Source organism: Rhizobium sp. AB2/73, from assembly GCF_020871915.1.
Taxonomy (GTDB): domain Bacteria; phylum Pseudomonadota; class Alphaproteobacteria; order Rhizobiales; family Rhizobiaceae; genus Rhizobium; species Rhizobium dioscoreae.
Genome location: NZ_CP067071.1, coordinates 1043797 through 1063612, shown reverse-complemented (window position 1 = coordinate 1063612; position 19816 = coordinate 1043797). Strand labels below are relative to the sequence as shown.

18 protein-coding genes are annotated in these 19816 nt (G+C 59.8%); 9 read left to right on the top strand and 9 right to left on the bottom strand.

Annotation, left to right across the window (positions count from 1 at the left end; translation table 11 throughout):
• Positions 1 to 28 precede the first annotated feature (28 nt).
• Both I8E17_RS05290 and I8E17_RS05285 read right to left on the bottom strand, forming a co-directional pair.
• Complete coding sequence (locus tag I8E17_RS05290; RefSeq protein WP_069614921.1) at positions 29 to 2491, bottom strand: penicillin-binding protein 1A; 2463 nt, start codon at positions 2489 to 2491, stop codon at positions 29 to 31.
• 257 nt (positions 2492 to 2748) lie between these two features.
• Entirely contained in the window at positions 2749 to 3963 is a 1215-nt protein-coding gene (locus I8E17_RS05285; protein WP_069614983.1) for an N-acetylmuramoyl-L-alanine amidase, read from the bottom strand.
• A 678-nt stretch (positions 3964 to 4641) separates the two neighbouring features.
• Between I8E17_RS05285 and I8E17_RS05280 the strand changes: the two genes are divergently transcribed.
• Positions 4642 to 7557: a ribonuclease E/G gene (locus I8E17_RS05280; RefSeq protein WP_069614922.1), complete on the top strand. Its 2916-nt coding sequence runs from the start codon at positions 4642 to 4644 to the stop codon at positions 7555 to 7557.
• Positions 7558 to 7727: 170 nt separating this feature from the next.
• On the opposite strand, the gene I8E17_RS05275 is transcribed toward I8E17_RS05280, so the two are convergent.
• A complete protein-coding gene (locus I8E17_RS05275) occupies positions 7728 to 8885 on the bottom strand; it encodes an aminotransferase class I/II-fold pyridoxal phosphate-dependent enzyme (RefSeq protein ID WP_069614984.1) in 1158 nt (385 codons plus the stop codon).
• A gap of 212 nt (positions 8886 to 9097) precedes the next feature.
• On the opposite strand from I8E17_RS05275, the gene I8E17_RS05270 reads away from it, so the two are divergent.
• The 7 genes from I8E17_RS05270 to I8E17_RS05240 all read left to right on the top strand — a co-directional run bounded on the left by I8E17_RS05270 (position 9098) and on the right by I8E17_RS05240 (position 15002).
• A complete protein-coding gene (locus I8E17_RS05270) occupies positions 9098 to 9865 on the top strand; it encodes a DsbA family protein (RefSeq protein ID WP_069614923.1) in 768 nt (255 codons plus the stop codon).
• Between the two features lie 208 nt (positions 9866 to 10073).
• A complete protein-coding gene (gene aroQ / locus I8E17_RS05265; RefSeq protein WP_069614924.1) occupies positions 10074 to 10511 on the top strand; it encodes a type II 3-dehydroquinate dehydratase in 438 nt (145 codons plus the stop codon).
• A gap of 24 nt (positions 10512 to 10535) precedes the next feature.
• A complete protein-coding gene (gene accB, locus I8E17_RS05260; protein ID WP_069614925.1) occupies positions 10536 to 11009 on the top strand; it encodes an acetyl-CoA carboxylase biotin carboxyl carrier protein in 474 nt (157 codons plus the stop codon).
• A gap of 10 nt (positions 11010 to 11019) precedes the next feature.
• Complete coding sequence (gene accC / locus I8E17_RS05255; protein ID WP_176728039.1) at positions 11020 to 12372, top strand: acetyl-CoA carboxylase biotin carboxylase subunit; 1353 nt, start codon at positions 11020 to 11022, stop codon at positions 12370 to 12372.
• A 3-nt stretch (positions 12373 to 12375) separates the two neighbouring features.
• A complete protein-coding gene (aat, locus tag I8E17_RS05250; RefSeq protein WP_069614926.1) occupies positions 12376 to 13020 on the top strand; it encodes a leucyl/phenylalanyl-tRNA--protein transferase in 645 nt (214 codons plus the stop codon).
• A gap of 49 nt (positions 13021 to 13069) precedes the next feature.
• Positions 13070 to 14029 (top strand): DUF2167 domain-containing protein, encoded by a 960-nt coding sequence (locus tag I8E17_RS05245; protein ID WP_069614927.1) that lies wholly within the window; start codon positions 13070 to 13072, stop codon positions 14027 to 14029.
• A gap of 337 nt (positions 14030 to 14366) precedes the next feature.
• Positions 14367 to 15002 carry a DUF1062 domain-containing protein gene (locus I8E17_RS05240; RefSeq protein ID WP_219510971.1) on the top strand — a complete coding sequence of 212 codons (636 nt, stop codon included), beginning with the start codon at positions 14367 to 14369 and terminating at the stop codon, positions 15000 to 15002.
• A 66-nt stretch (positions 15003 to 15068) separates the two neighbouring features.
• Here I8E17_RS05240 and I8E17_RS05235 read toward each other — a convergent pair whose 3' ends face one another.
• The 6 genes from I8E17_RS05235 to I8E17_RS05210 all read right to left on the bottom strand — a co-directional run bounded on the left by I8E17_RS05235 (position 15069) and on the right by I8E17_RS05210 (position 19215).
• Positions 15069 to 15509 (bottom strand): DUF2155 domain-containing protein, encoded by a 441-nt coding sequence (locus I8E17_RS05235; protein ID WP_069614929.1) that lies wholly within the window; start codon positions 15507 to 15509, stop codon positions 15069 to 15071.
• A gap of 103 nt (positions 15510 to 15612) precedes the next feature.
• Positions 15613 to 16011, bottom strand: coding sequence for an NADH:ubiquinone oxidoreductase subunit NDUFA12 (locus tag I8E17_RS05230; RefSeq protein WP_069614930.1), 399 nt, complete (start codon positions 16009 to 16011; stop codon positions 15613 to 15615).
• 106 nt (positions 16012 to 16117) lie between these two features.
• A complete protein-coding gene (locus I8E17_RS05225; RefSeq protein ID WP_069614931.1) occupies positions 16118 to 16585 on the bottom strand; it encodes a GNAT family N-acetyltransferase in 468 nt (155 codons plus the stop codon).
• A gap of 20 nt (positions 16586 to 16605) precedes the next feature.
• A complete protein-coding gene (locus I8E17_RS05220) occupies positions 16606 to 17109 on the bottom strand; it encodes a GNAT family N-acetyltransferase (protein WP_069614932.1) in 504 nt (167 codons plus the stop codon).
• 3 nt (positions 17110 to 17112) lie between these two features.
• Positions 17113 to 18618: an Asp-tRNA(Asn)/Glu-tRNA(Gln) amidotransferase subunit GatB gene (gene gatB / locus I8E17_RS05215; RefSeq protein WP_069614933.1), complete on the bottom strand. Its 1506-nt coding sequence runs from the start codon at positions 18616 to 18618 to the stop codon at positions 17113 to 17115.
• An 87-nt stretch (positions 18619 to 18705) separates the two neighbouring features.
• Positions 18706 to 19215 carry a GNAT family N-acetyltransferase gene (locus I8E17_RS05210; RefSeq protein ID WP_069614934.1) on the bottom strand — a complete coding sequence of 170 codons (510 nt, stop codon included), beginning with the start codon at positions 19213 to 19215 and terminating at the stop codon, positions 18706 to 18708.
• Between the two features lie 301 nt (positions 19216 to 19516).
• Between I8E17_RS05210 and I8E17_RS05205 the strand changes: the two genes are divergently transcribed.
• Positions 19517 to 19774: a YjhX family toxin gene (locus I8E17_RS05205; RefSeq protein WP_069614935.1), complete on the top strand. Its 258-nt coding sequence runs from the start codon at positions 19517 to 19519 to the stop codon at positions 19772 to 19774.
• Positions 19775 to 19816: the final 42 nt, after the last annotated feature.

Genomic DNA, 19816 nt, shown 5'->3' with positions numbered 1-19816 from the left:
GCATGTCGATCAGACAAATAGGGTCGGATCAGAAGAGACCGCCCGATCCAGAGGTAACAGCCTGGTTTGCCTGTGGCGAGGTCCTGAGGATTTCCTCGGGGGCCACCTGCGCCGCGGCATCGCCGCCGCCGATGACCTGCAGGCTGGTGGCCGGACCGGTGCCGGGCTTGAAGGCTTCCATGATGGCATTCGGCTCGCCGGGCTGCGCGGCCATGCCGGTCGCGCGATTGACCGCGACCATCGTCATGCCGGCGGGCACCTGGAATTTCTCCGGGGGCTCGTTTTTAGTCGCAGCCTGCATGAACTCGTTGAAGATCGGTGCGGCAAGTCCACTGCCGGTGCCGCCGCGACCGAGCGGGGTCGGGGTGTCGTAGCCGACGTAAAGGCCGGCGACGAGGCTAGGCGTGTAGCCGACAAACCAGGCATCCTTCTCTTCGTTGGTGGTGCCCGTCTTGCCGGCGACATCGGTATTGAGCTTGATCTTGCCGGCTGCAGTGCCGCGGATGATGACGCCCTGCATCATCGACGTGACCTGATAGGCCGTCATTGGATCGAGCACCTGTTCGCGATTGTCGGCGATGACGGGCTCTTCTTGATTCTGCCAGGCGCTGACATTGCAACTGTCGCAGACGCGCTCCTCATGCTTGAAGATGGTCTTGCCGTAACGGTCCTGAATGCGGTCGATCAGCGTCGGCTTGATCTGCTTGCCGCCGTTGGCAATGACCGAATAGGCCGAAACCATCCGCAGCACCGTCGTTTCGCCTGCGCCGAGCGACATCGCGAGCACCGGGTTCATATGATCGTAGATGCCGAAGCGCTCGGCATATTCGGCAACCAGCGGCATGCCCATGTCGGAAGCGAGACGCACTGTCATCAGGTTGCGCGAATGTTCGATCGCGAAACGAAGCGTATGGACGCCACCGCCCTCGCCTTCGTAATTCGTCGGCTTCCAGACATCGCCGTTGCTGAGCGTGATCTGCAGTGGATCGTCCAGAATGACGGAGGCCGGCGTATAGCCGTTGTCCATGGCGGCCGCGTAGACGAAGGGCTTGAAGGACGAACCCGGCTGGCGCTTGGCCTGCGTGGCGCGATTGAATTCTGATTGCGCATAGGAGAAGCCGCCGACCATGGCGAGCACGCGGCCGGTATGCGGGTCCATGGCAACAAGCCCGCCCTGCACCTTCGGCGGCTGACGCAGGCGATAGCTGCTCGAATCGGCATTGCCGCTCTTCTGCACGTAAATCACGTCGCCGGGGCTCAAAACGCCGCTTGGCGATTTGACCGATTTGCCGCCGGCCGAGCGATAGGCCCAGCGCATGTCGGCGGGAGCGATCGTACCGCGCGTCCGCTCCGTCGATACCTTGCCGGCGGCATCGACGCGCGGCTGCAGCCCGATATCGACACCCTGATCGGACACGGAAAGAACGACGGCGACCTGCCATTCCGGCACATCGCTCAAGCTTGGAACCTTGGCGAGCTCGGCACCCCAATCCTGCGAAGTGGCAATCTGCTTGATCGGGCCGCGATAGCCGCGGCGCTCGTCATAATCGACCAGACCATCCTGCAGCGCCTTGCGGGCTTCGAGCTGCATCTGCGGGTCGAGGGACGTGCGAACGGAAAGGCCACCTTCGTATAGGGTCTTTTCGCCATATTGGTCGATGAGCTGGCGGCGAACTTCTTCGGCAAAATAGTCGGATGCAAACAGCGAAGGGCCGCTCTTTGGTGGCACGACGCCGAGCGGCTGCTTCTTCGCTTCTTCGCCGTCGCTCTGGCTGACATAACCATTCTCGACCATGCGGTCGATCACCCAGTTACGGCGGGCGAGCGCTGCTTCGGCACGGCGGAAGGGATTGTAATTCGACGGGCCTTTCGGAAGCGAGGCCAGATAGGCCGATTCGGCGATGGTCAGCTCGTTGACCGATTTGTCGAAATAGGTGAGCGCTGCGCCGGCGATGCCGTAGGAATTGAGGCCGAAATAGATCTCGTTCAGGTAAAGTTCGAGGATCTTGTCCTTGCTATAGGCCTGCTCGATACGGAAGGAGAGAATCGCTTCCTTGATCTTACGGTCAAACGTCTGGTCGGCGGACAGCAGGAAGTTCTTGGCGACCTGCTGCGTGATGGTGGACGCACCGACGAACCGGCGGCCGGACCCAATATTCTGCAGGTTCACGGCCACGGCGCGGATAAGGCCGCCGACATCGACGCCGGGATGGTTGTAGAAATTCTTGTCTTCGGCCGAAAGGAAGGCCGCCTTGACGCGATCGGGAATGGCCTGGATCGGCACGAAAAGCCGGTTCTCGCGCGAATATTCCTTCATCAGCGCGCCGTTGCCGGCGTGAATGCGCGTTGTTACCGGCGGCGCGTATTTGGCAAGCACCTCATAATCGGGCAGTTCCTTCGAGACCACGCTCAGATAAATGGCAGCCGCAGCCGCAGCACCCAGAAACAGGAGGCAGCCGAGGCCAAAGAAATATCCAATCAGTCTGATCATCTGATACTACCGGTGCTTGTTCTTCATGCGGCCCGTGCGCGAGATCATCGCATAATCACGGGCGTTTTGCACGCTCGCGGCGTGAATGCAAGACGGCAATGGGACAAAGCCGTGCTTCCTACGCGAGCAAACGATACTTCGCTGTAACGGCGGGAATGTGAGCAAAATAGGGCTCGCCGCCGGTATTCCAATTTCATCCAATTCTAAAGTGCATCGCTGTTACATGGAAGCCACGGCCCTCGCCCGATCCGGTGCGCTCAGCCGCCGTTTGCAATAATCGATACGCGATATTGCTTCACCGCTTCCGTCAGCCGGTCGGCGACCTTCTGCCGCCAGTCGGCATCGAGCAACAGCTTTTCGTCCTCCTTGTTGGAGAGAAAGCCGAGTTCGAGCAGGATCGAGGGCACGTCCGGCGCTGTCAGAACCTGGAAGCCGGCATGACGATGCGGATTATTGATCATGGCGATCTGGCCGTTGAACGAGGACAATACATCCTGCGCCAGCGAGATGGAGAAGGCCTGGGTCTCGCGGCGCGTCAGATCCATCAGAATGTCGTTGACGGCGGCCGGCTGCGCCTGAGCCTCGGCGCCGGCGATCTGATCGGAGTTGTTTTCGCGATCGGCCACTTCGCTGGCGAGCCGGTCGGACGCCTTGTCCGAGATGGTATAGACGGTCGCACCGCGAATATCCTTCTGCTTCAGCGTATCGGCATGCAGCGAGATGAAGAGCGAAGCGCGATTCTGACGGGCGATCGTCACGCGTTCGGACAGGGATAAATACTGATCCTTGTCGCGCGTCAGGAAGGCCTTGATCCCAGGCTGGGCATTCAGCTTGTCGGCAAACATCTTCGCAAATGCGAGCGTGATATCCTTTTCCTGCGTGACGCCGTCCGTACCGGTTGCGCCCGCGTCGATACCACCATGACCGGCATCGACTGCAACGAGGAACACATTCGGATCGGCCTTCTGCGCCGGCTCGACCGGGCCGACATCCCTGGCGGTATCGTCGCTCGTCCAGTTCTGCTTCTTCACCAGTTCGGCAAATTGTTCCGCCGGCAGCATCTCGGCATCCAGCACGAGGCGCTGCCCCTTGCCGCTTTCATCGGCCTGAACCTTGGCCGTGACCAGCTTTACCGGTTTCTTTGCCGTCAGCACGATGCGGGCGCTGTCCGCATCCATGGTGCCGTAGCGAATATCCTTGAAGAGGCCGGTCGGCTTGAGACTGCCCGCGGGAAAGCCGAATGCAGTCGCCGAAAGATCGACGACGATGCGGACCGGATTGTCAAGATAATGAACCGTGAAGGCGGGAGCGCGGTCCATGTCGATGACGATACGTGTGCGGGCATCATCACCGGCAATGCGGGCACCATAGGCGAGCACGGAATCATCCGCCGACGCGGCGGGCGCAAATGTCGAAACCGAACCCAGAATCACCAGGGCGAAGGCCGCTGCCGCAAATCGCAAAGCCCTCACGCCACTCTCCGCCACATGCCGCAATCCCTTTACCAAGTGACCAACGCGCCCCATATTGGTTTCGACGTTGTTTTTGAAGTCCCAATAATGGGAACCAGGTTTGACCTGATGGCCGCATCGATGATGCGCCGGGAGACGAATCGACCAGACGCCCTCCCGCGTTCTCATCATCCGACGAATCCATCAATATTATGGCATACTTGGCTTTTCCCTTGCTATTGTGACAGATAAAACATACAACGCATATTAGGGTAGAAGTGTTGACGGGATAGAGTCGTCGCAAAGGCAGCCGCCTCGAGTACCAGGCGCCAATAAGCGGCATTCATCCGCCGTCTGCAGTACTTCCGCTCGAAACAGTGGATATCTGAATTTCCGGCTTCAAACGGGAAATTCATCGGTGGAGAGCCACCAAACGCTCTTTAGAGAGCACATTCATCGGACCCATTTGTGGGTCTAGGGCATAGTCGATCTCGCTTGGTTACGGATGCTACCGCAGCAGCTTTTTCAGAAAGTGAACAGACCCCAGGGAAATGATGCCCCGGCTGCCGTCTGGATGCTGTCATCGCCGAACCAATCGCGACTTTCATTATCCGGCGCAACGATTGCGGATCACATCCGGCCTGTCCCAGCGACAGGCAGGCCCCCATCCGGTTGTCTGCGCCGAGGAGCACAGCTTTCATGGCAGACAAAATGCTTATCGATGCGTCTCACGAGGAAGAGACGCGCGTCGTTGTCGTTCGCGGGAACCGCATAGAAGAGTTTGACTTCGAGTCACAGCACAAGAAGCAAATTCGCGGCAACATCTATCTTGCAAAGGTAACGCGGGTAGAACCTTCGCTTCAGGCCGCCTTCGTTGATTACGGCGGCAACCGGCACGGCTTTCTGGCTTTTGCCGAAATCCATCCCGACTATTACCAGATTCCGCTCGCCGATCGTCAGGCGCTGCTGAAGGCCGAGGCCGAGGAGCATCGCCGCGACGATGATGTCGAGCATGTCGAGACGGCGCTCGATCTTTCGCAGCAGGAACAGCCCGATATCGGCATCGTGGCGAAGGAAGGCGAAGAAGCCGAGGTGCCGGCTGCGATCGGCGAAGAGGCCCCTGCCGCAGAGGCAGCCGCGCCCGCCGAAGAAGCAGCTCCGGCCAAGAAGGCAAAGCCGCGCCGCAGCCGCAAGAAGGCAGTAGCGGACGCGCCCGCCGAAGAGACGCCAGCTCCCGAAGCAACGGCTGCCGTCGATGCGCCGAGCGAGGAAGAGGAAGGACCGTCCGGCGAAATGGCTGCGATGGTCGAAACCGATTCGATCTCAGAAGACGTCGCGACCTCCAAGCGCCGCCACGATGATGACGATGATGATGACGATCATGACCACGAAGAGGAAGTGATCGAATCCGTCGGCGCCGAAGACGCGATGGAAGAAGTTCCCGATCGCGCCCAGCGCAAGCCGCGCAAGCAATACCGCATCCAGGAAGTCATCAAGCGCCGCCAGATCCTGCTGGTGCAGGTGGCCAAGGAAGAACGCGGCAACAAGGGTGCGGCGCTGACCACCTATCTCTCGCTCGCAGGCCGTTATTCGGTTCTTATGCCGAACACGGCACGCGGCGGCGGTATCTCCCGCAAAATCACCAATCCGCAGGACCGCAAGCGCCTGAAGGAAATCGCCAAGATGCTCGAAGTGCCACAGGGCATGGGCGTCATCCTGCGTACCGCCGGTGCCAACCGCACCAAGGTCGAGGTCAAGCGCGATTTCGAATATCTGATGCGCCTTTGGGAAAACGTCCGCACGCTGACGCTGGCTTCGACCGCGCCGTGCCTCGTCTACGAAGAAGGCAGTCTGATCAAGCGCTCGATCCGCGACCTCTACAACAAGGATATCGGCGAGATCATCGTTGCCGGCGAAGAAGGCTATCGTGAAGCGAAAGACTTCATGAAGATGCTGATGCCGAGCCACGCCAAGGTGGTTCAACCCTACCGCGACATCCATCCGATCTTCTCGCGCTCCGGCATCGAGGCGCAGCTAGACCGCATGTTGCAGCCGCAGGTGACGCTGCGTTCCGGCGGCTACCTGATTATGAACCAGACGGAGGCGCTGGTGTCGATCGACGTCAACTCCGGCCGTTCGACCCGGGAACATTCGATCGAGGACACCGCGCTTCAAACGAACCTGGAAGCCGCCGAGGAAATCGCGCGCCAGCTGCGCCTGCGCGACCTTGCCGGCCTGATCGTCATCGACTTCATCGACATGGAAGAGAAGCGCAACAACCGCGCGGTCGAGAAGAAGCTGAAGGAATGCCTGAAGAACGACCGCGCCCGCATTCAGGTCGGCCGCATCTCGCATTTCGGTCTTCTGGAAATGTCGCGCCAGCGCATCCGCGCCTCGGTTCTCGAAAGCACGACGCAGATCTGCTCGCATTGCGGCGGCACCGGTCATGTGCGCTCGCAGTCTTCCGTTGCCCTGCATGTCCTGCGCGGCATCGAGGAATATCTGCTCAAGAACACGACGCACGACATCACCGTGCGCACGACGCCGGACATTGCGCTCTATCTGCTCAACCACAAGCGGCAGACGATCATCGATTATGAAAGCCGCTTCGGCGTCGCGATCGTCATCGATGCCGACAATGCCGTCGGCACGCAGCATTTCGCGATCGACCGCGGTGAGCCGGTCGCCAATCCGGTGAAGATCGAAAGCCTGTTCAACTTCGCAGCCATCCCGGACGACGATGACGACGATATCGTCATCGAAGCGGACGAGGAGGAAGACGAAGAGCTGGAAGAAAAGGCTGCGAGCACCGAGCAGCAGCCATCGGCTCGCTCCGAAGGCAATGACGGCAACCGCAAGCGCAAGCGTCGTCGCCGGCGCCGCGGCCGTGGCAACGATACCCAAGCCGCTCCGGTTTCCGAGGCAGGTTCGGCGGCCAGTGTCGCTGAGGATGCGGACGGCGAAGACGGTGACGGTGACGACGACGAAGCTGATGTTGGTGCGGAAAATACCGCATCCCCCGGCAGTGACGATGACACACAGCAGAAGCGCAAGCGCCGTCGTCGCGGCAAGCGTGGCGGACGACGCAATCGTGAAAACGAAGGCAACGAACAGACTGCAGCAGGCGAGGAAGCCGGTTCCGGCGAAGCTGATGAGAACGATGCAGAAGAGGGCGACGACGCAAGCGTAACGGTGGCCGAGATCGCGGTTGCCGAAGGCGAAGCCGCCGTCGAGGCGCAGCCCGCCATGGCAGCGGTCGAAACGGCAGCCGTCGTTACCGAAGACGTCAAGCCCGCCAAAGGCCGCGGTCGCCGCAAGGCAAAGGCTGTCGAAGCATCGCCGGTCGAGACGCCCGCAGTCGAGGAAGCGCCCACAGCGGATGTCGAAATCGAGGCAGTTGCCGAGATCGCCGAAGTTATGGACAATTCGGCAGACACGGCGGCGCCCGAAGCGTCTGAGGATGCAGCCAAACCGGCCCGCGCCAACCGCGAATCCAACGTTTCCTCCTCTGCTCCGGTGGTGAAATCCACCCGCGCTAACGAAGGTAGCGAGAGCGACGGAGAGCCGACCAAGCCGAAGAAAGCCGGCTGGTGGCAACGCCGCGGCTTCTTCTAAGAAGATCAATTCGTGATGAACTTAAAATCCGGCTGTGGCAACGCGGCCGGATTTTTCGTTTCCGTTGCGCGACTTATTCGTCATTCACGCTGCATAAGAAGCCAAAGCGCAGTGGTTCCACGCTTGCGAAAATGCTTCCGCAAGCTCGCCCAAACCATTGATTGTAGATTCTATTTCAGCCAGGTCGCCATACGTTCGATGGCTTCCTCGATCTCGGCATTCGAGCCGGCATAGGAGAAACGCATCGCGCGATGTCCTTCCACAGGATCGAAATCGAGGCCGGGCGTGGCGGCGACGTTGATTTCGGCCAGCATCTTTTGCGCAAAGACCATGCTGTCGTTCGTGAAGCGGCTGACATCGACATAGGCGTAGAAAGCGCCATCCATCGGCGAGGCAATACGGAAGCCGATTTCCGGCAGCCGGCGCAGGAGGAAATCGCGGTTGCGGGCGTAGCTCTCGCGATAGACATCCAGTTCAGCGCCGGCCCCGAGCGCGGCCTCGGCGGCAATCTGCGACAGTTCCGGCGCGGAAATGTAAAGGCTCTGGGCCACGCGCTCGACGGGACGAACGAGCCGTTCCGGCAAGACCATCCAGCCGATGCGCCAGCCGGTCATGCAGTAATATTTCGAGAAGGAATTGATGACGATCGCCTCGTCCGTCAGCTCCAGCGCACTCGTCTCCTCGCCGACGAAAGTCAGCCCGTGGTAGATCTCGTCGGAGATGAAGGCGACGGAACGATCCGCGCAATAATCAGCCAGCGCCTTCAAGGCCGCCCTGCCCGTCACCGTGCCTGTGGGATTGGCGGGGCTTGCGAGCAGCACACCCTTCAGACGCTTGCCGCTTTCAGCCTGCACTGCCTCGAGGCTCTCGGGCGTTAACGTAAACTGCGTCTCCTCCGTGACCGGCACCTCGACGACATCGAGACCGAGTGCGGCGAGGATATTGCGATAGGCCGGATAGCCCGGCCGTGCGATGGCAACGCTATCGCCGGCATCGAACAGGGTCAGAAAGGCGAGATTGAAGCCTGCCGAAGAGCCTGTCGTGATCGCAATGCGCTTCGGATCGATGCTGAGGCCGTGGCGTACCTGGTAATGGCCGGAGAGCGCCTGCCGCAGGGCCAGAGTACCGAGCGCATCTGTATAGCCGATGCGCCCGTGGCCAAGGGCTGCGCGCGCCGCCTCCAACGCTGCTTGGGGCGCGGGATGGGATGGCTGCCCAACCGCCATGGAAATGACGGAATGCCCAGCCTGGCGACGCCGTGTCGCTTCCGCCAGCACATCCATGGCATGAAAGGGTTCGACATCGCTGCGCTTGGATAGGGAAAACACGGTCAATTCTCTCTCGGATCGGATTGGCAAGCGACATTTGCCGCAATATCGGCTCGTTCACAATCCTGCGATTGCGGCTTTGTCGTGAAAATTCCTGTTTCTGGAAGTAAGGACGCACCGTAAATTGTCGATGCTTATTTGCGGATGTTAACCCGACGATGTTATTGCGCATCCGAGAATGACGTCTCCGCTCAGATCCAAACGAGGACCCCATGACCTTTTCTCTCAAAAGCCTGCTGACGGTTTCGGCGATTGCCCTGACAGCGTCCTTCGCCACGATCCAGCCGGCCGCCGCGCTGGACGACCAGCAGAAGAAGGAAATCGGGGATTTCATCAAGGAATATCTCGTCGAGCACCCGGAGGTACTGCTGGATGCACAGGCCGCGCTTGAAAAGAAACAGGATGAAGCCCGCATTGCGCAGTCGGCCCAGGTGATCACCCAGAACAAGGATGCGATCTTCAACTCCAAGGATGACGTGGCCATCGGCAATCCGAAGGGCGATATCACCGTCGTCGAATTCTTCGACTATAACTGCACCTATTGCCGCCATGCGCTCGGCGATATGGACAAGCTTCTGCAGCAGGATAAGAATGTTCGTTTCGTGCTGAAGGAATTCCCGATCCTTGGCCAGGATTCAGTTGCCGCTTCCCGGGTGTCCAGCGCGTTCCGCCTGCTCGCGCCGGAAAAATATGCCGAGTTCCATCACAAGCTGCTGGGCAGCGACGGCCGCGCCTCCGAAGACACCGCCATCGATGTCGCCACCTCGCTCGGTGTCAGCGAAGCGGCCATCCGCGCCGAAATGGCAAAAGCGCCGAACACTGACATGATCAAGGCGACCTATCAGCTTGCCTCCGATCTCAACGTGACAGGCACGCCGGCCTATGTCATCGGCAACGAGATGGTTTCGGGCGCCATCGGTCTCGACGCTATCAAGGAAAAGATCGCCAACGTTCGCAGCTGCGGCAAGACGAGCTGCTGAACGGCGCAAAAGCCTACTCTCAAAAGCGGGTAAGCGAGAGGCCTATTCGCTTTTTTACGAGCTTCGGAACGGCGCTGCGACACAGCATGGCGCAAAAATGCCAAAATCGCGGCGTTTCCACACCTAGAGGCACGCAACCTTCGTGCCAGGGCTTTCCTACGGAGCCTTGGGAGTCTATAGGTTGCGCTGCACTTTGACGGAACCTCTAATGGCGCAAACTATTTTCGTCCTGAACGGACCCAATTTGAATGCTCTCGGCAAGCGCGAGCCGGGCATCTATGGCGGCAAGACGCTCAAGGATATCGAAGCCGATTGCAAGGCCGCAGGTGAAAGCCTGGGCTTCATCGTCGATTTCCGCCAGAGCAATCACGAAGGCGTGCTGGTCGACTGGATGCACGAAGCTGGCGACAAGGCTGCCGGCGTCGCGATCAATCCGGGTGCCTACGGTCATACGTCGATCGCCCTGCATGATGCGATCCGCGCCATTTCCATTCCCGTCGTGGAGGTGCATATCTCCAATATCCACGCACGCGAAGAATTCCGGCACAAATCGATGATCGCGCCCGCAGCAAAGGGCATGATCTGCGGTTTCGGACCTCATAGCTACATCCTGGCGCTTCAAGCGCTGAAATCCATCACCCAATAACAAAAATACAGGGCAAGAAATCCAATGGCTGAAAAGAAATCGGGTATCGACCAGGCGCTGATTCGCGATCTCGCCAATATTCTCAACGACACGGATCTCACCGAGATCGAAGTCGAACAGGAAGATTTGCGCATCCGCGTGTCGCGCGCCGGCACGACGCAGTATGTTCAGGCGCCGATTGCCGCCCCGGCCGCTTACGCCGCTCCTGCTGCCGCGGCAGCAGCGCCGGCCGCCGCCGCTCCCGCCGGCAAGACCCGCAACCCCGACAATGTCGTCAGTGCGCCGATGGTCGGCACTGCCTATCTGGCGCCGGCTCCAGGCTCGGCTGCCTTCATCCAGGTCGGCGCATCCGTCAAGGAAGGTCAGACGCTGCTCATCATCGAAGCAATGAAGACGATGAACCAGATCCCCGCACCGAAATCCGGCACGGTGACTGAAATTCTCGTTCAGGACGGCCGTCCGGTCGAGTACGGCGAAGCCCTGGTCGTCATCGAGTAAGGTCGGCCCGATGCCCATGATTTCGAAGATTCTCATAGCCAATCGCGGAGAGATCGCTCTGCGCGTGCTGCGCGCCTGCAAGGAGCTCGGCATTGCGAGCGTTGCGGTGCACTCCACGGCCGATGCCGATGCCATGCATGTACGGCTTGCGGATGAGAGCGTTTGCATCGGCCCGCCGCCGTCGCGCGAAAGCTATCTCAATATCCATCAGATCGTCGCCGCCTGCGAGATCACCGGCGCGGACGCCGTGCATCCCGGCTATGGGTTCCTGTCGGAAAATGCCAAGTTCGCCGATATTCTCGAGGCGCACGGCATTACCTTCATCGGTCCGACGGCGGAACATATCCGCATCATGGGCGACAAGATCACCGCCAAGACCACGGCGCAGCAGCTCGGCATTCCGGTCGTTCCCGGTTCCGACGGCGAAGTGAAGACCGAGGCGGATGCGCTGAAAACGGCGCGCGAGATCGGCTATCCGGTGCTCATCAAGGCAACCGCCGGCGGCGGCGGCCGCGGCATGAAGGTCGCTCGTACCGAAGAAGACCTGATCGAGGCCTGGTCGACGGCACGCACGGAAGCCGCAGCCGCCTTCGGCAACGAATCCGTCTATATGGAAAAGTATCTCGGCAAGCCGCGCCATATCGAAATCCAGGTTTTCGGTGACGGCGAAGGCAATGCGATTCATCTCGGCGAACGTGACTGCTCGCTGCAGCGCCGCCACCAGAAGGTCTGGGAAGAGGCCAACTCCCCAGCCCTCAACGTCGAGCAGCGCATGAAGATCGGCCAGATCTGCGCCGACGCGATGAAGAAGCTGAAGTATCGCGGCGCCGGCACCATCGAATTCCTCTATGAGAACGGCGAGTTCTACTTCATCGAAATGAACACCCGTCTGCAAGTGGAGCATCCGGTCACGGAAGCCATCACCGGCATCGACCTCGTGCACGAGCAGATTCGCGTCGCTTCCGGCGGCGGTCTTTCGGTCACGCAGGACGAGGTGCATTTCCAAGGCCATGCCATCGAATGCCGTATCAATGCCGAGGATGCCCGCACCTTCGTCCCCTCGCCCGGCACGATCACGCATTTCCATGCGCCCGGCGGCCTTGGCGTTCGTATCGATTCCGGTGCCTATCAGGGCTACAGGATCCCTCCCTACTACGACAGTCTGATCGGCAAGCTCATCGTGCACGGGCGCACCCGCGTCGAATGCATGATGCGCCTGCGCCGTGCGCTTGACGAATTCGTTGTGGACGGCATCAAGACCACCCTGCCGCTCTTCCAGGATCTGGTTTCCAATCAGGATATCGCCAACGGCGATTACGATATCCATTGGCTGGAAAACTACCTGGCAAAAACATTGGCCTAGCCTGTGCCCGGAGCGCGCGGCAAACGTCCCGGCATTACCCCGGAGATTTTGCTGCGCGCCTATTCCATCGGGCTTTTTCCGATGGCTGAATCGGCAGACGATCCGGAGATCTTCTGGGTCGAGCCGGAGTTGCGAGGCATCATCCCCCTGGATACGTTTCACGTCTCCAAGAGCCTCGCCAAGAAGATCCGTCAACACCCCTTCGATATTCGCTTCGACACGGATTTCGAAGCGGTCATCGCCGCCTGCGCTGAAGAGACGAGCGATCGCCCCAGCACCTGGATCAACGACACGATCCGCACGCTTTATGCCACACTGCATCATATCGGCCACGCCCATTCCGTGGAGGCCTGGGACGGCGACCGGCTGGTTGGCGGGCTCTATGGCGTTTCGCTGGGGTCGGCTTTCTTTGGCGAAAGCATGTTTTCCCGTCGCACGGACGCTTCCAAGATCTGTCTCGTCTATCTGGTGGAGCGCCTGCGCGAGCGCGGCTTCACCCTGCTCGACACGCAATTCACCACCGAGCACCTGAAGACATTCGGCGCCATCGATGTGCCGAAGGATGCCTATGCCAAGATGCTGGAGAAAGCGATGGAATCACCCAATCTCAGCTTCTCCGATGGTGGAAATCTGTCCGAAATGAATTGATTACGAAACGGACTGCCCTAAGTTCGGCACAACAGCCGAGGGTAGAATCGTGAAGAATCATATTGCAATTGTCTTTCTCGCCGCGCTGACCATCGCGACGCAGACCAACGCCAAATCATTCCACGACATGTTCGGAGTCGAGCCGCCGGTAGGCGACGAAGGCGCCGTGCTTAAAACGCTGGATTTCCAGCAGGGCGCGATCAAGATCCCCACCGCCAATGCCACGCTGACTGTCTCTGACCAGTTCTACTATCTCAATCCGCAGGATTCGAAGAAGGTGCTGGTTGAGCTCTGGGGCAATCCGGAAAGTTCGGTGGGTAATCCGCTCGGCATGATCTTCCCGGCCAAATATCCGCCGACCGACCCACATTCCTGGGGTTCCGTCATCGACTATGACGGCAGCGGCTATGTCTCCGATGAGGATGCAGCATCGACCGATTACGACGATCTTCTGAAGAAGATCCAGGACGCGATCAAGGAAGCGAATCCCGAACGCGAACAGCAGGGCTTTGACCCGATCACACTGGTCGGCTGGGCAGAACCGCCACATTACGATAAGGCGACCCATGCCCTCCACTGGGCGCGCGATCTGATTTTCGGCAAGGATCCCAATGCCGGTCACACGCTGAACTATTCCGTGCGCGTGCTGGGACGCGAGGGCGTCACCGAGCTCGATTTCGTCGCCGGACTGGATCAGCTGCAGGAAATCAACGCCGCTATCCCCAACGTCATCAACACCGTGCAATATGATAGCGGCAAGCGCTATGCCGATTTCGCCAATGGCGACAAGATCGCCGCCTATAGTATGGCGGGCATGATCGCTGCCGGTGCGGGCGTAAAGGTTGCGGCAAAGCTTGGCCTGCTTGCAGTCATTCTCGGCTTCTTCAAAAGTTTTGGCGTCGCCCTTCTGGCATTGAAGAAGGGCCTCATCGTAGTGCTGGCGGGTGTCGTGGCGGCCGGCCGCAAGATCCTGAGTCTGTTCCGCCGCAAAGGAAACAGTGACGGCTGAGGCAATCCACGCCTGAAGTTTTTTGCCACTTCAAATCCTGATTGTGGTCTGCTATCCCTGCAAGCGAAGAGCGTTGGTGCATAGAGGTTCCACTTTGCCGTCGTAAATACCGGTCTCATCCAAATCACCCAGTGCATCGGGACGGTTCAATGCCGTCCGATGCATATTCATGTCCATCGGGTGATGGCCTGAGACCGGTTTGGCATTGTCAAAACGCGCCTAATGCAGCCACCGCTGTCTCAGCTCTTCAGCCGTCCCGCAATATCGCCATACCGCGCCCTGACGGGCTTATCTCACCGCCAGCTTGGTGGACTTCCAGACGGAAGACCAAGACGGTATGTGCAATATTCTTCAGGTCCGTTGGACCCTTACGCCTAAAACATCGCCTCAACCATGGATCGCCTGCAGCGGCTGCGGATCTCCAAAACCCTTCAGATCGAGCGGCAAGATCAGGCTCAACGCCAATGGCAAGCGGCTCGATGCCTGGCTTGTCTATAAGTGCAACGATTGCGACAAGACATGGAACCGAACGCTCTTCGAGCGCCGGACCGTTCACGACCTCGCCCCTTCCACGCTCGAGGCACTGCAGCGCAGCGATCCGGACTGGGTGCGCGCGCAGGAATTCGATCTTGATGGGCTGAGGCGGAAAGCCAAACGTATCGAGGAGCCGCCCGATGTCTCCATCCTCAAAGAGGCTATGGGTGTGGCAAGCGGCTGGACTTTGCTTGATATCGAGATATCAGCCCAATTCCCGATAAACTTGCGCCTTGATCGGCTGCTTGCATCGGAGTTGGCAATCCCGCGCTCGCGGCTTCAGGGCCTTCGGGATCGAGGCAAATTGAAAGCCTATCCGGACCGCAGCGACTTGTTGCGGCACAAGATCAAAGACGGCGTCCGGATCGTACTCGACTTGTCGGAGGTGGCCGATCGTCTGGCGATAGGTGAAGCGGCGGCAAATACCGAGCGAGAATGAAACTATGCCCGCAGGAGAAAGGCTTCTGCGGGCTACATAATCCTGCTGTGAATGTCTCGAAACCGACTACTTCGCGCCGGCAGTATCCGGCGCCGGAACGTCGGACTTCTGCTTGCACTCTTTCAGCCAGACGTCATAGATCGGATGCTCGACGGCGTTGAGGCCGGGGCTGTCTGCGAACATCCAGCCGGTGAAGATGCGGCGGATACGGCGATCGAGAGTGATCTCGTCCACCTCGACGAAACCGTCCACCTTCTGTTGCTCGGTATCGTCTCGCGAATAGCAGGCGCGCGGCGTCACCTGCAATGCACCGAACTGCACGGTTTCGTTGACATAAACGTCGAAGGTGGTGATGCGGCCGGTGATCTTGTCGAGGCCGGAGAAGACCGCAACTGGATTCGATATGCGGGCAGCCTCGGCAGTAGGGGCTGCCATGATGCCGGCGAAGAGGGTGATTCCCGCTGCAGCCACCGCACGCAAAGAAGCGCTCCGCGTGAAAAACATCATATCCGCCAGTCTCCGCTTGGTCTCGGTCAAGGCGCCGAGCTCGCGCCGGCATATGTCGCGCCTAAGGCCCAATTGTGGCCAAAGGACGAGCCGGCTGTCGCGCTCAGTTGCCCGGGGTCCAGGCGTCGTAGTCGCCGGTCACGCGCGGACGCTCGCCGGCAACTGCGAGAGAGCCCGGCGGGCGGTAAGCCTGCGGCGAGCCTGTGGGATTGGCGCGATGCTCCTTCTGCCAGTCCTTGGCGACATAGTTTTCCTTGGTCGGCGGAACGTCGGTGCGATGATGCATCCAGCCGTGCCAGCCCGGAGGAATGGCGGAGGCTTCGGCATAGCCCTTGTAGATCACCCAGCGCTTTGGAAGGCCGTAAGAGGACATGCCGCCTTCGTAATAGACATTCCCGAACTCATCCTCGCCGACACGCTTGCCAAACCGCCAAGTCGCGAAGCGCGTCCCCATGGTCTGACTGTTCCACCAGGTGAAGGTCTGTACGATGAAATTCCACATGTCTTTTCCTCGATACCCGCTGAGGGGCGAGCGATACCAGAATTCGATAGTTTGCTTATGCCGCCCCTGATCCTGCTTGTCCAGTGATTCCAGCAGGCAAACGGCTTCATTTCAATGTCATCTTGAAGCCCAGATGTGTCGGCTTGAAACCGAGTCTTTCATAGAAGCGATGTGCATCCTTGCGAGCCGCATTCGAGGTCAGCTGTACCATCCGCATGCCGCGGCGTCTCGCCTCCTCGATGCAGAAGTTGATCATCGCCGCTCCGATCCCCTGCCCGCGCATGTCGCCACGCGTCTGGACGGACTCGATGATCATCACGGACGATCCCCGACCGTGCAGCGAGGTGACGACAATTGTCTGAAAGGTGCCGACGACCTCGCCGGCAAGCTCAGCGGCGTAAAGCGTCTGGTTCGACGATGCGGCAATCACGCGAAAGGCATTGGCATAATCGTCGTAAGCCGAAGGCTCGGCGGTATCGCCATGACCGCCCATGGTGTCGGCGGCGAAGAGCGCGATCAGGGCATGAAGGTCGGACTCTTTCGCTTCGCGGATTAGCAGGCGGCCGGCTTCCATGAATGATCTCGCCTATTCTTTCAGTGGCCCGCCAGCGGCTTCTCGAATATCAGCGCCGGAATGCCCGACTGCCCGTTGCCGCAGTTTTCCGTGCGGCCGACCTCGACAAAGCCGTGGGCCTGGTAAAAGGCGATCGCAGGCGCGTTCTGCGGATCGACCTCGAGGCGCATGATCTCCGCATCCGGGAAGCAGGTCTCCAGCTCAGCGAAAATATCGCGGCCGATACCCTCGCGCTGATGCTTTGGGCTGACATAAAGCATGTGGAGCATGACGGTTTTCGTCATCTCCTTGGACATGGCCGCATAGCCCATGCCGCCGATCGTCCTGCCGTCGTCGGCCACCAGGAATTCGGAATTCTTGTTCGCCAGCCGCGCCTTCAGCGAGGCAAGCGAATGCCAGGAGGCGTGCAGCTCGCTGACCTTCTCCGGCCCGTAGATCCGGTCATAGGTCGCATGCCAGGTTTCGCCGAGCAGAGCGCGGACCTTTTCCAGGTCCTGCTCGCTGGCGGTGCGGACGAAGAACACCGCTTATTCCTCTTCGATGCCGAGCTTGGCCTTGACCAGCGCCTGCACCGCCTGCGGGTTGGCCTTGCCGCCGGTCGACTTCATCACCTGGCCGACGAACCAGCCGGCAAGCGTCGGTTTCGCCTTGACCTTGGCAACCTGATCCGGGTTGGCGGCGATGATCTCGTCGACGGCCTTTTCGATCGCGCCGGTGTCGGTGACCTGCTTCATGCCGCGCGCCTCGACGATCTCGGCGGGATCGCCGCCCTCGTTGAGCACGATTTCGAACAGATCCTTGGCGATCTTGCCGGAGATGGTTTCGGCCTTGATGAGGTCGATGATCGCGCCGAGCTGGGCGGGCGAAACCGGAGTCTCTTCAATGTCTTTGCCGGTTCTGTTCAGAGCGCCCAGCAAGTCGTTGATAACCCAGTTGGCCGCCATCTTGCCGTCGCGGCCAGCGGCAACCGCTTCGAAATAATCGGCGATCGCCTTTTCCGAGACGAGAACGGAGGCGTCGTAGATCGAGAGGCCAAGCTCGCGGACGAAACGCTCCTTCTTGTCGTCGGGCAGCTCAGGCAGGTGCTCGGCAAGCTCCGCGACGAAAGCATCGTCGAATTCGAGCGGCAGCAGATCCGGATCAGGGAAATAGCGGTAATCATGCGCGTCTTCCTTCGTGCGCAGAGACCGCGTCTCGCCCTTGTTCGGATCGAACAGGCGGGTTTCCTGATCGATCGTACCGCCATCCTCCAAAATGCCGATCTGACGACGGGCCTCATACTCGATTGCCTGGCCGATGAAGCGGATGGAGTTGACGTTCTTGATTTCGCAGCGCGTGCCGAATTCGCCGCCTGGACGACGAACCGAGACGTTCACGTCGGCGCGCATGGAGCCTTCATCCATGTTGCCGTCGCAGGTGCCGAGATAGCGCACGATCGAGCGCAGCTTCGTCATATAGGCCTTCGCCTCGTCGGCCGAGCGGATATCCGGCTTGGAGACGATTTCCATCAGCGCGACGCCGGAGCGGTTGAGATCGACATAGGACATGGTCGCGTGCTGATCGTGCATCGACTTCCCGGCATCCTGTTCCAGATGCAGGCGCTCGATGCCGATCTCGATATCCTCGAACTGGCCCTGACGGTCCGGACCGAGCGAAATGACGATCTTGCCCTCGCCGACGATCGGATCCTTGAACTGCGAGATCTGATAGCCCTGCGGCAGGTCGGGATAGAAATAGTTCTTGCGGTCGAAGATCGAACGCTTGTTGATCTTGGCCTTCAGGCCGAGACCGGTGCGCACGGCCTGCTTGACGCATTCCTCGTTGATGACGGGCAGCATGCCGGGCATGGCGGCGTCGACGAGCGACACGTTGGAATTCTGAGGATTGCCGAACGCCGTCGAGGCGCCGGAGAAGAGCTTGGACTTGCTCAGCACCTGGGCGTGGACTTCCATCCCGATAACGACTTCCCAGTCACCTGTGGCACCGGGAATGAAGCGTTTCGGATCTGGTGTACGGACGTCGACAATGGTCATGGGAAGCTCTTGTATAATGCTGTTTTCTGCTTTGGTGAGGTAGAGCAATTGGCGGGGCGGCGCAAGGCTTTCGGCATCGGCTGCGTGCTATATGCCCGGGCCATAGGCGCCGTCGCTTTCATCGACCAGCGATTTCGAAAGCCCGACTGTGGGAACATCGCTGTCGAGCTTGGGGGAATAGACGATCGACAGCCAGCGGATCTCATAGCCGCGCGCCCTGAAGAAGGCGATGGCATCGGTATTGCCCGCATGGCTCTGCAGCGAAACCTTCTCCAGCCCCTGCCCGCGCACGTCCGCTTCGATCCGCGCCAGAAGCGCCGAGCCGAGGCCGCGCCTGACGAAATCCGGATCGATCCAGAAATCGGAAATCGCTTCGTCCAGCGCCTCGCGCGCCGCCCATCCCACAGCCTCGCCGTTCAGCTCGACCACCGTGATCGTCAGCCAGAGATTGCGGGTGAAATTGGTAAAGGCTTCGCTTGCACTTTCCAGCAGCTCGCCCGTGCCACCGATCGCGCCCATCGCCCTTTGCCAGGAGCGCAAGCCAATGCTCGCCAATACCGCAGTTTCACCTTCATGGGCATTGCGAATGTGGATCATCGGGCCCCCGCCATTTGGAGACAGTAAAGCACCCGCGAAAGGCTTTTGCCAGCGGAGAGACTCAATCATTTTAGCTAGTGGTAAAAGGCAAAGACGGGTTGAAGCTTGACTGTGGAGCGCAACCTGTTTTAGAGAGGCGCATCAATGGAGTTTTGATGTCCACCTTTTGTCAGTGCCGGTAAAGGCCTCGCTCGCAGGTTCTCTTGCGTGCCGGGCCTGAAAAACGAAGCCCCGACTTCCCTTGAGGGAAGCTTCGGATCGTTTTGTTGCGCCCTATGGCGCATTACGGATTCTGACTCCAATGGATATTTCACGCGCGGAACAGCGCATTCTCCACCTGCTCGCTCAGGGCGGGCGCATTGAACTCGAACGCACCGAAAAGAAGAAGATCGACACCGTCTACTGCTTCACGCGGGACGGCTGGGTCTATCCCGATTTCGGTATTGAGCTCTTTCGCAGGCTCAGGCGTCTGAAGGCCATCCGGTCTACGGACGGCCAACCCTACCGGATCACGGAAAAGGGACTGAAGCTGGTAAGGGCACAGCTGGATAACAGATAGCGAAAGCATGAGAGCCGCCTGGTGGGTGGCTCTCATCTGCCG

Excerpts from the sequence above, each read along its gene's own strand:
- I8E17_RS05290 (WP_069614921.1), bottom strand. The coding sequence starts at position 2,491 with ATGATCAGACTGATTGGATATTTCTTTGGCCTCGGCTGCCTCCTGTTT.
- I8E17_RS05280 (WP_069614922.1), top strand. The coding sequence starts at position 4,642 with ATGGCAGACAAAATGCTTATCGATGCGTCTCACGAGGAAGAGACGCGC.
- I8E17_RS05270 (WP_069614923.1), top strand. The coding sequence starts at position 9,098 with ATGACCTTTTCTCTCAAAAGCCTGCTGACGGTTTCGGCGATTGCCCTG.
- aroQ (WP_069614924.1), top strand. The coding sequence starts at position 10,074 with ATGGCGCAAACTATTTTCGTCCTGAACGGACCCAATTTGAATGCTCTC.
- accB (WP_069614925.1), top strand. The coding sequence starts at position 10,536 with ATGGCTGAAAAGAAATCGGGTATCGACCAGGCGCTGATTCGCGATCTC.
- accC (WP_176728039.1), top strand. The coding sequence starts at position 11,020 with ATGCCCATGATTTCGAAGATTCTCATAGCCAATCGCGGAGAGATCGCT.
- I8E17_RS05240 (WP_219510971.1), top strand. The coding sequence starts at position 14,367 with ATGTGCAATATTCTTCAGGTCCGTTGGACCCTTACGCCTAAAACATCG.
- I8E17_RS05235 (WP_069614929.1), bottom strand. The coding sequence starts at position 15,509 with ATGATGTTTTTCACGCGGAGCGCTTCTTTGCGTGCGGTGGCTGCAGCG.
- I8E17_RS05230 (WP_069614930.1), bottom strand. The coding sequence starts at position 16,011 with ATGTGGAATTTCATCGTACAGACCTTCACCTGGTGGAACAGTCAGACC.
- I8E17_RS05225 (WP_069614931.1), bottom strand. The coding sequence starts at position 16,585 with ATGGAAGCCGGCCGCCTGCTAATCCGCGAAGCGAAAGAGTCCGACCTT.
- gatB (WP_069614933.1), bottom strand. The coding sequence starts at position 18,618 with ATGACCATTGTCGACGTCCGTACACCAGATCCGAAACGCTTCATTCCC.
- I8E17_RS05210 (WP_069614934.1), bottom strand. The coding sequence starts at position 19,215 with ATGATCCACATTCGCAATGCCCATGAAGGTGAAACTGCGGTATTGGCG.
- I8E17_RS05205 (WP_069614935.1), top strand. The coding sequence starts at position 19,517 with ATGGATATTTCACGCGCGGAACAGCGCATTCTCCACCTGCTCGCTCAG.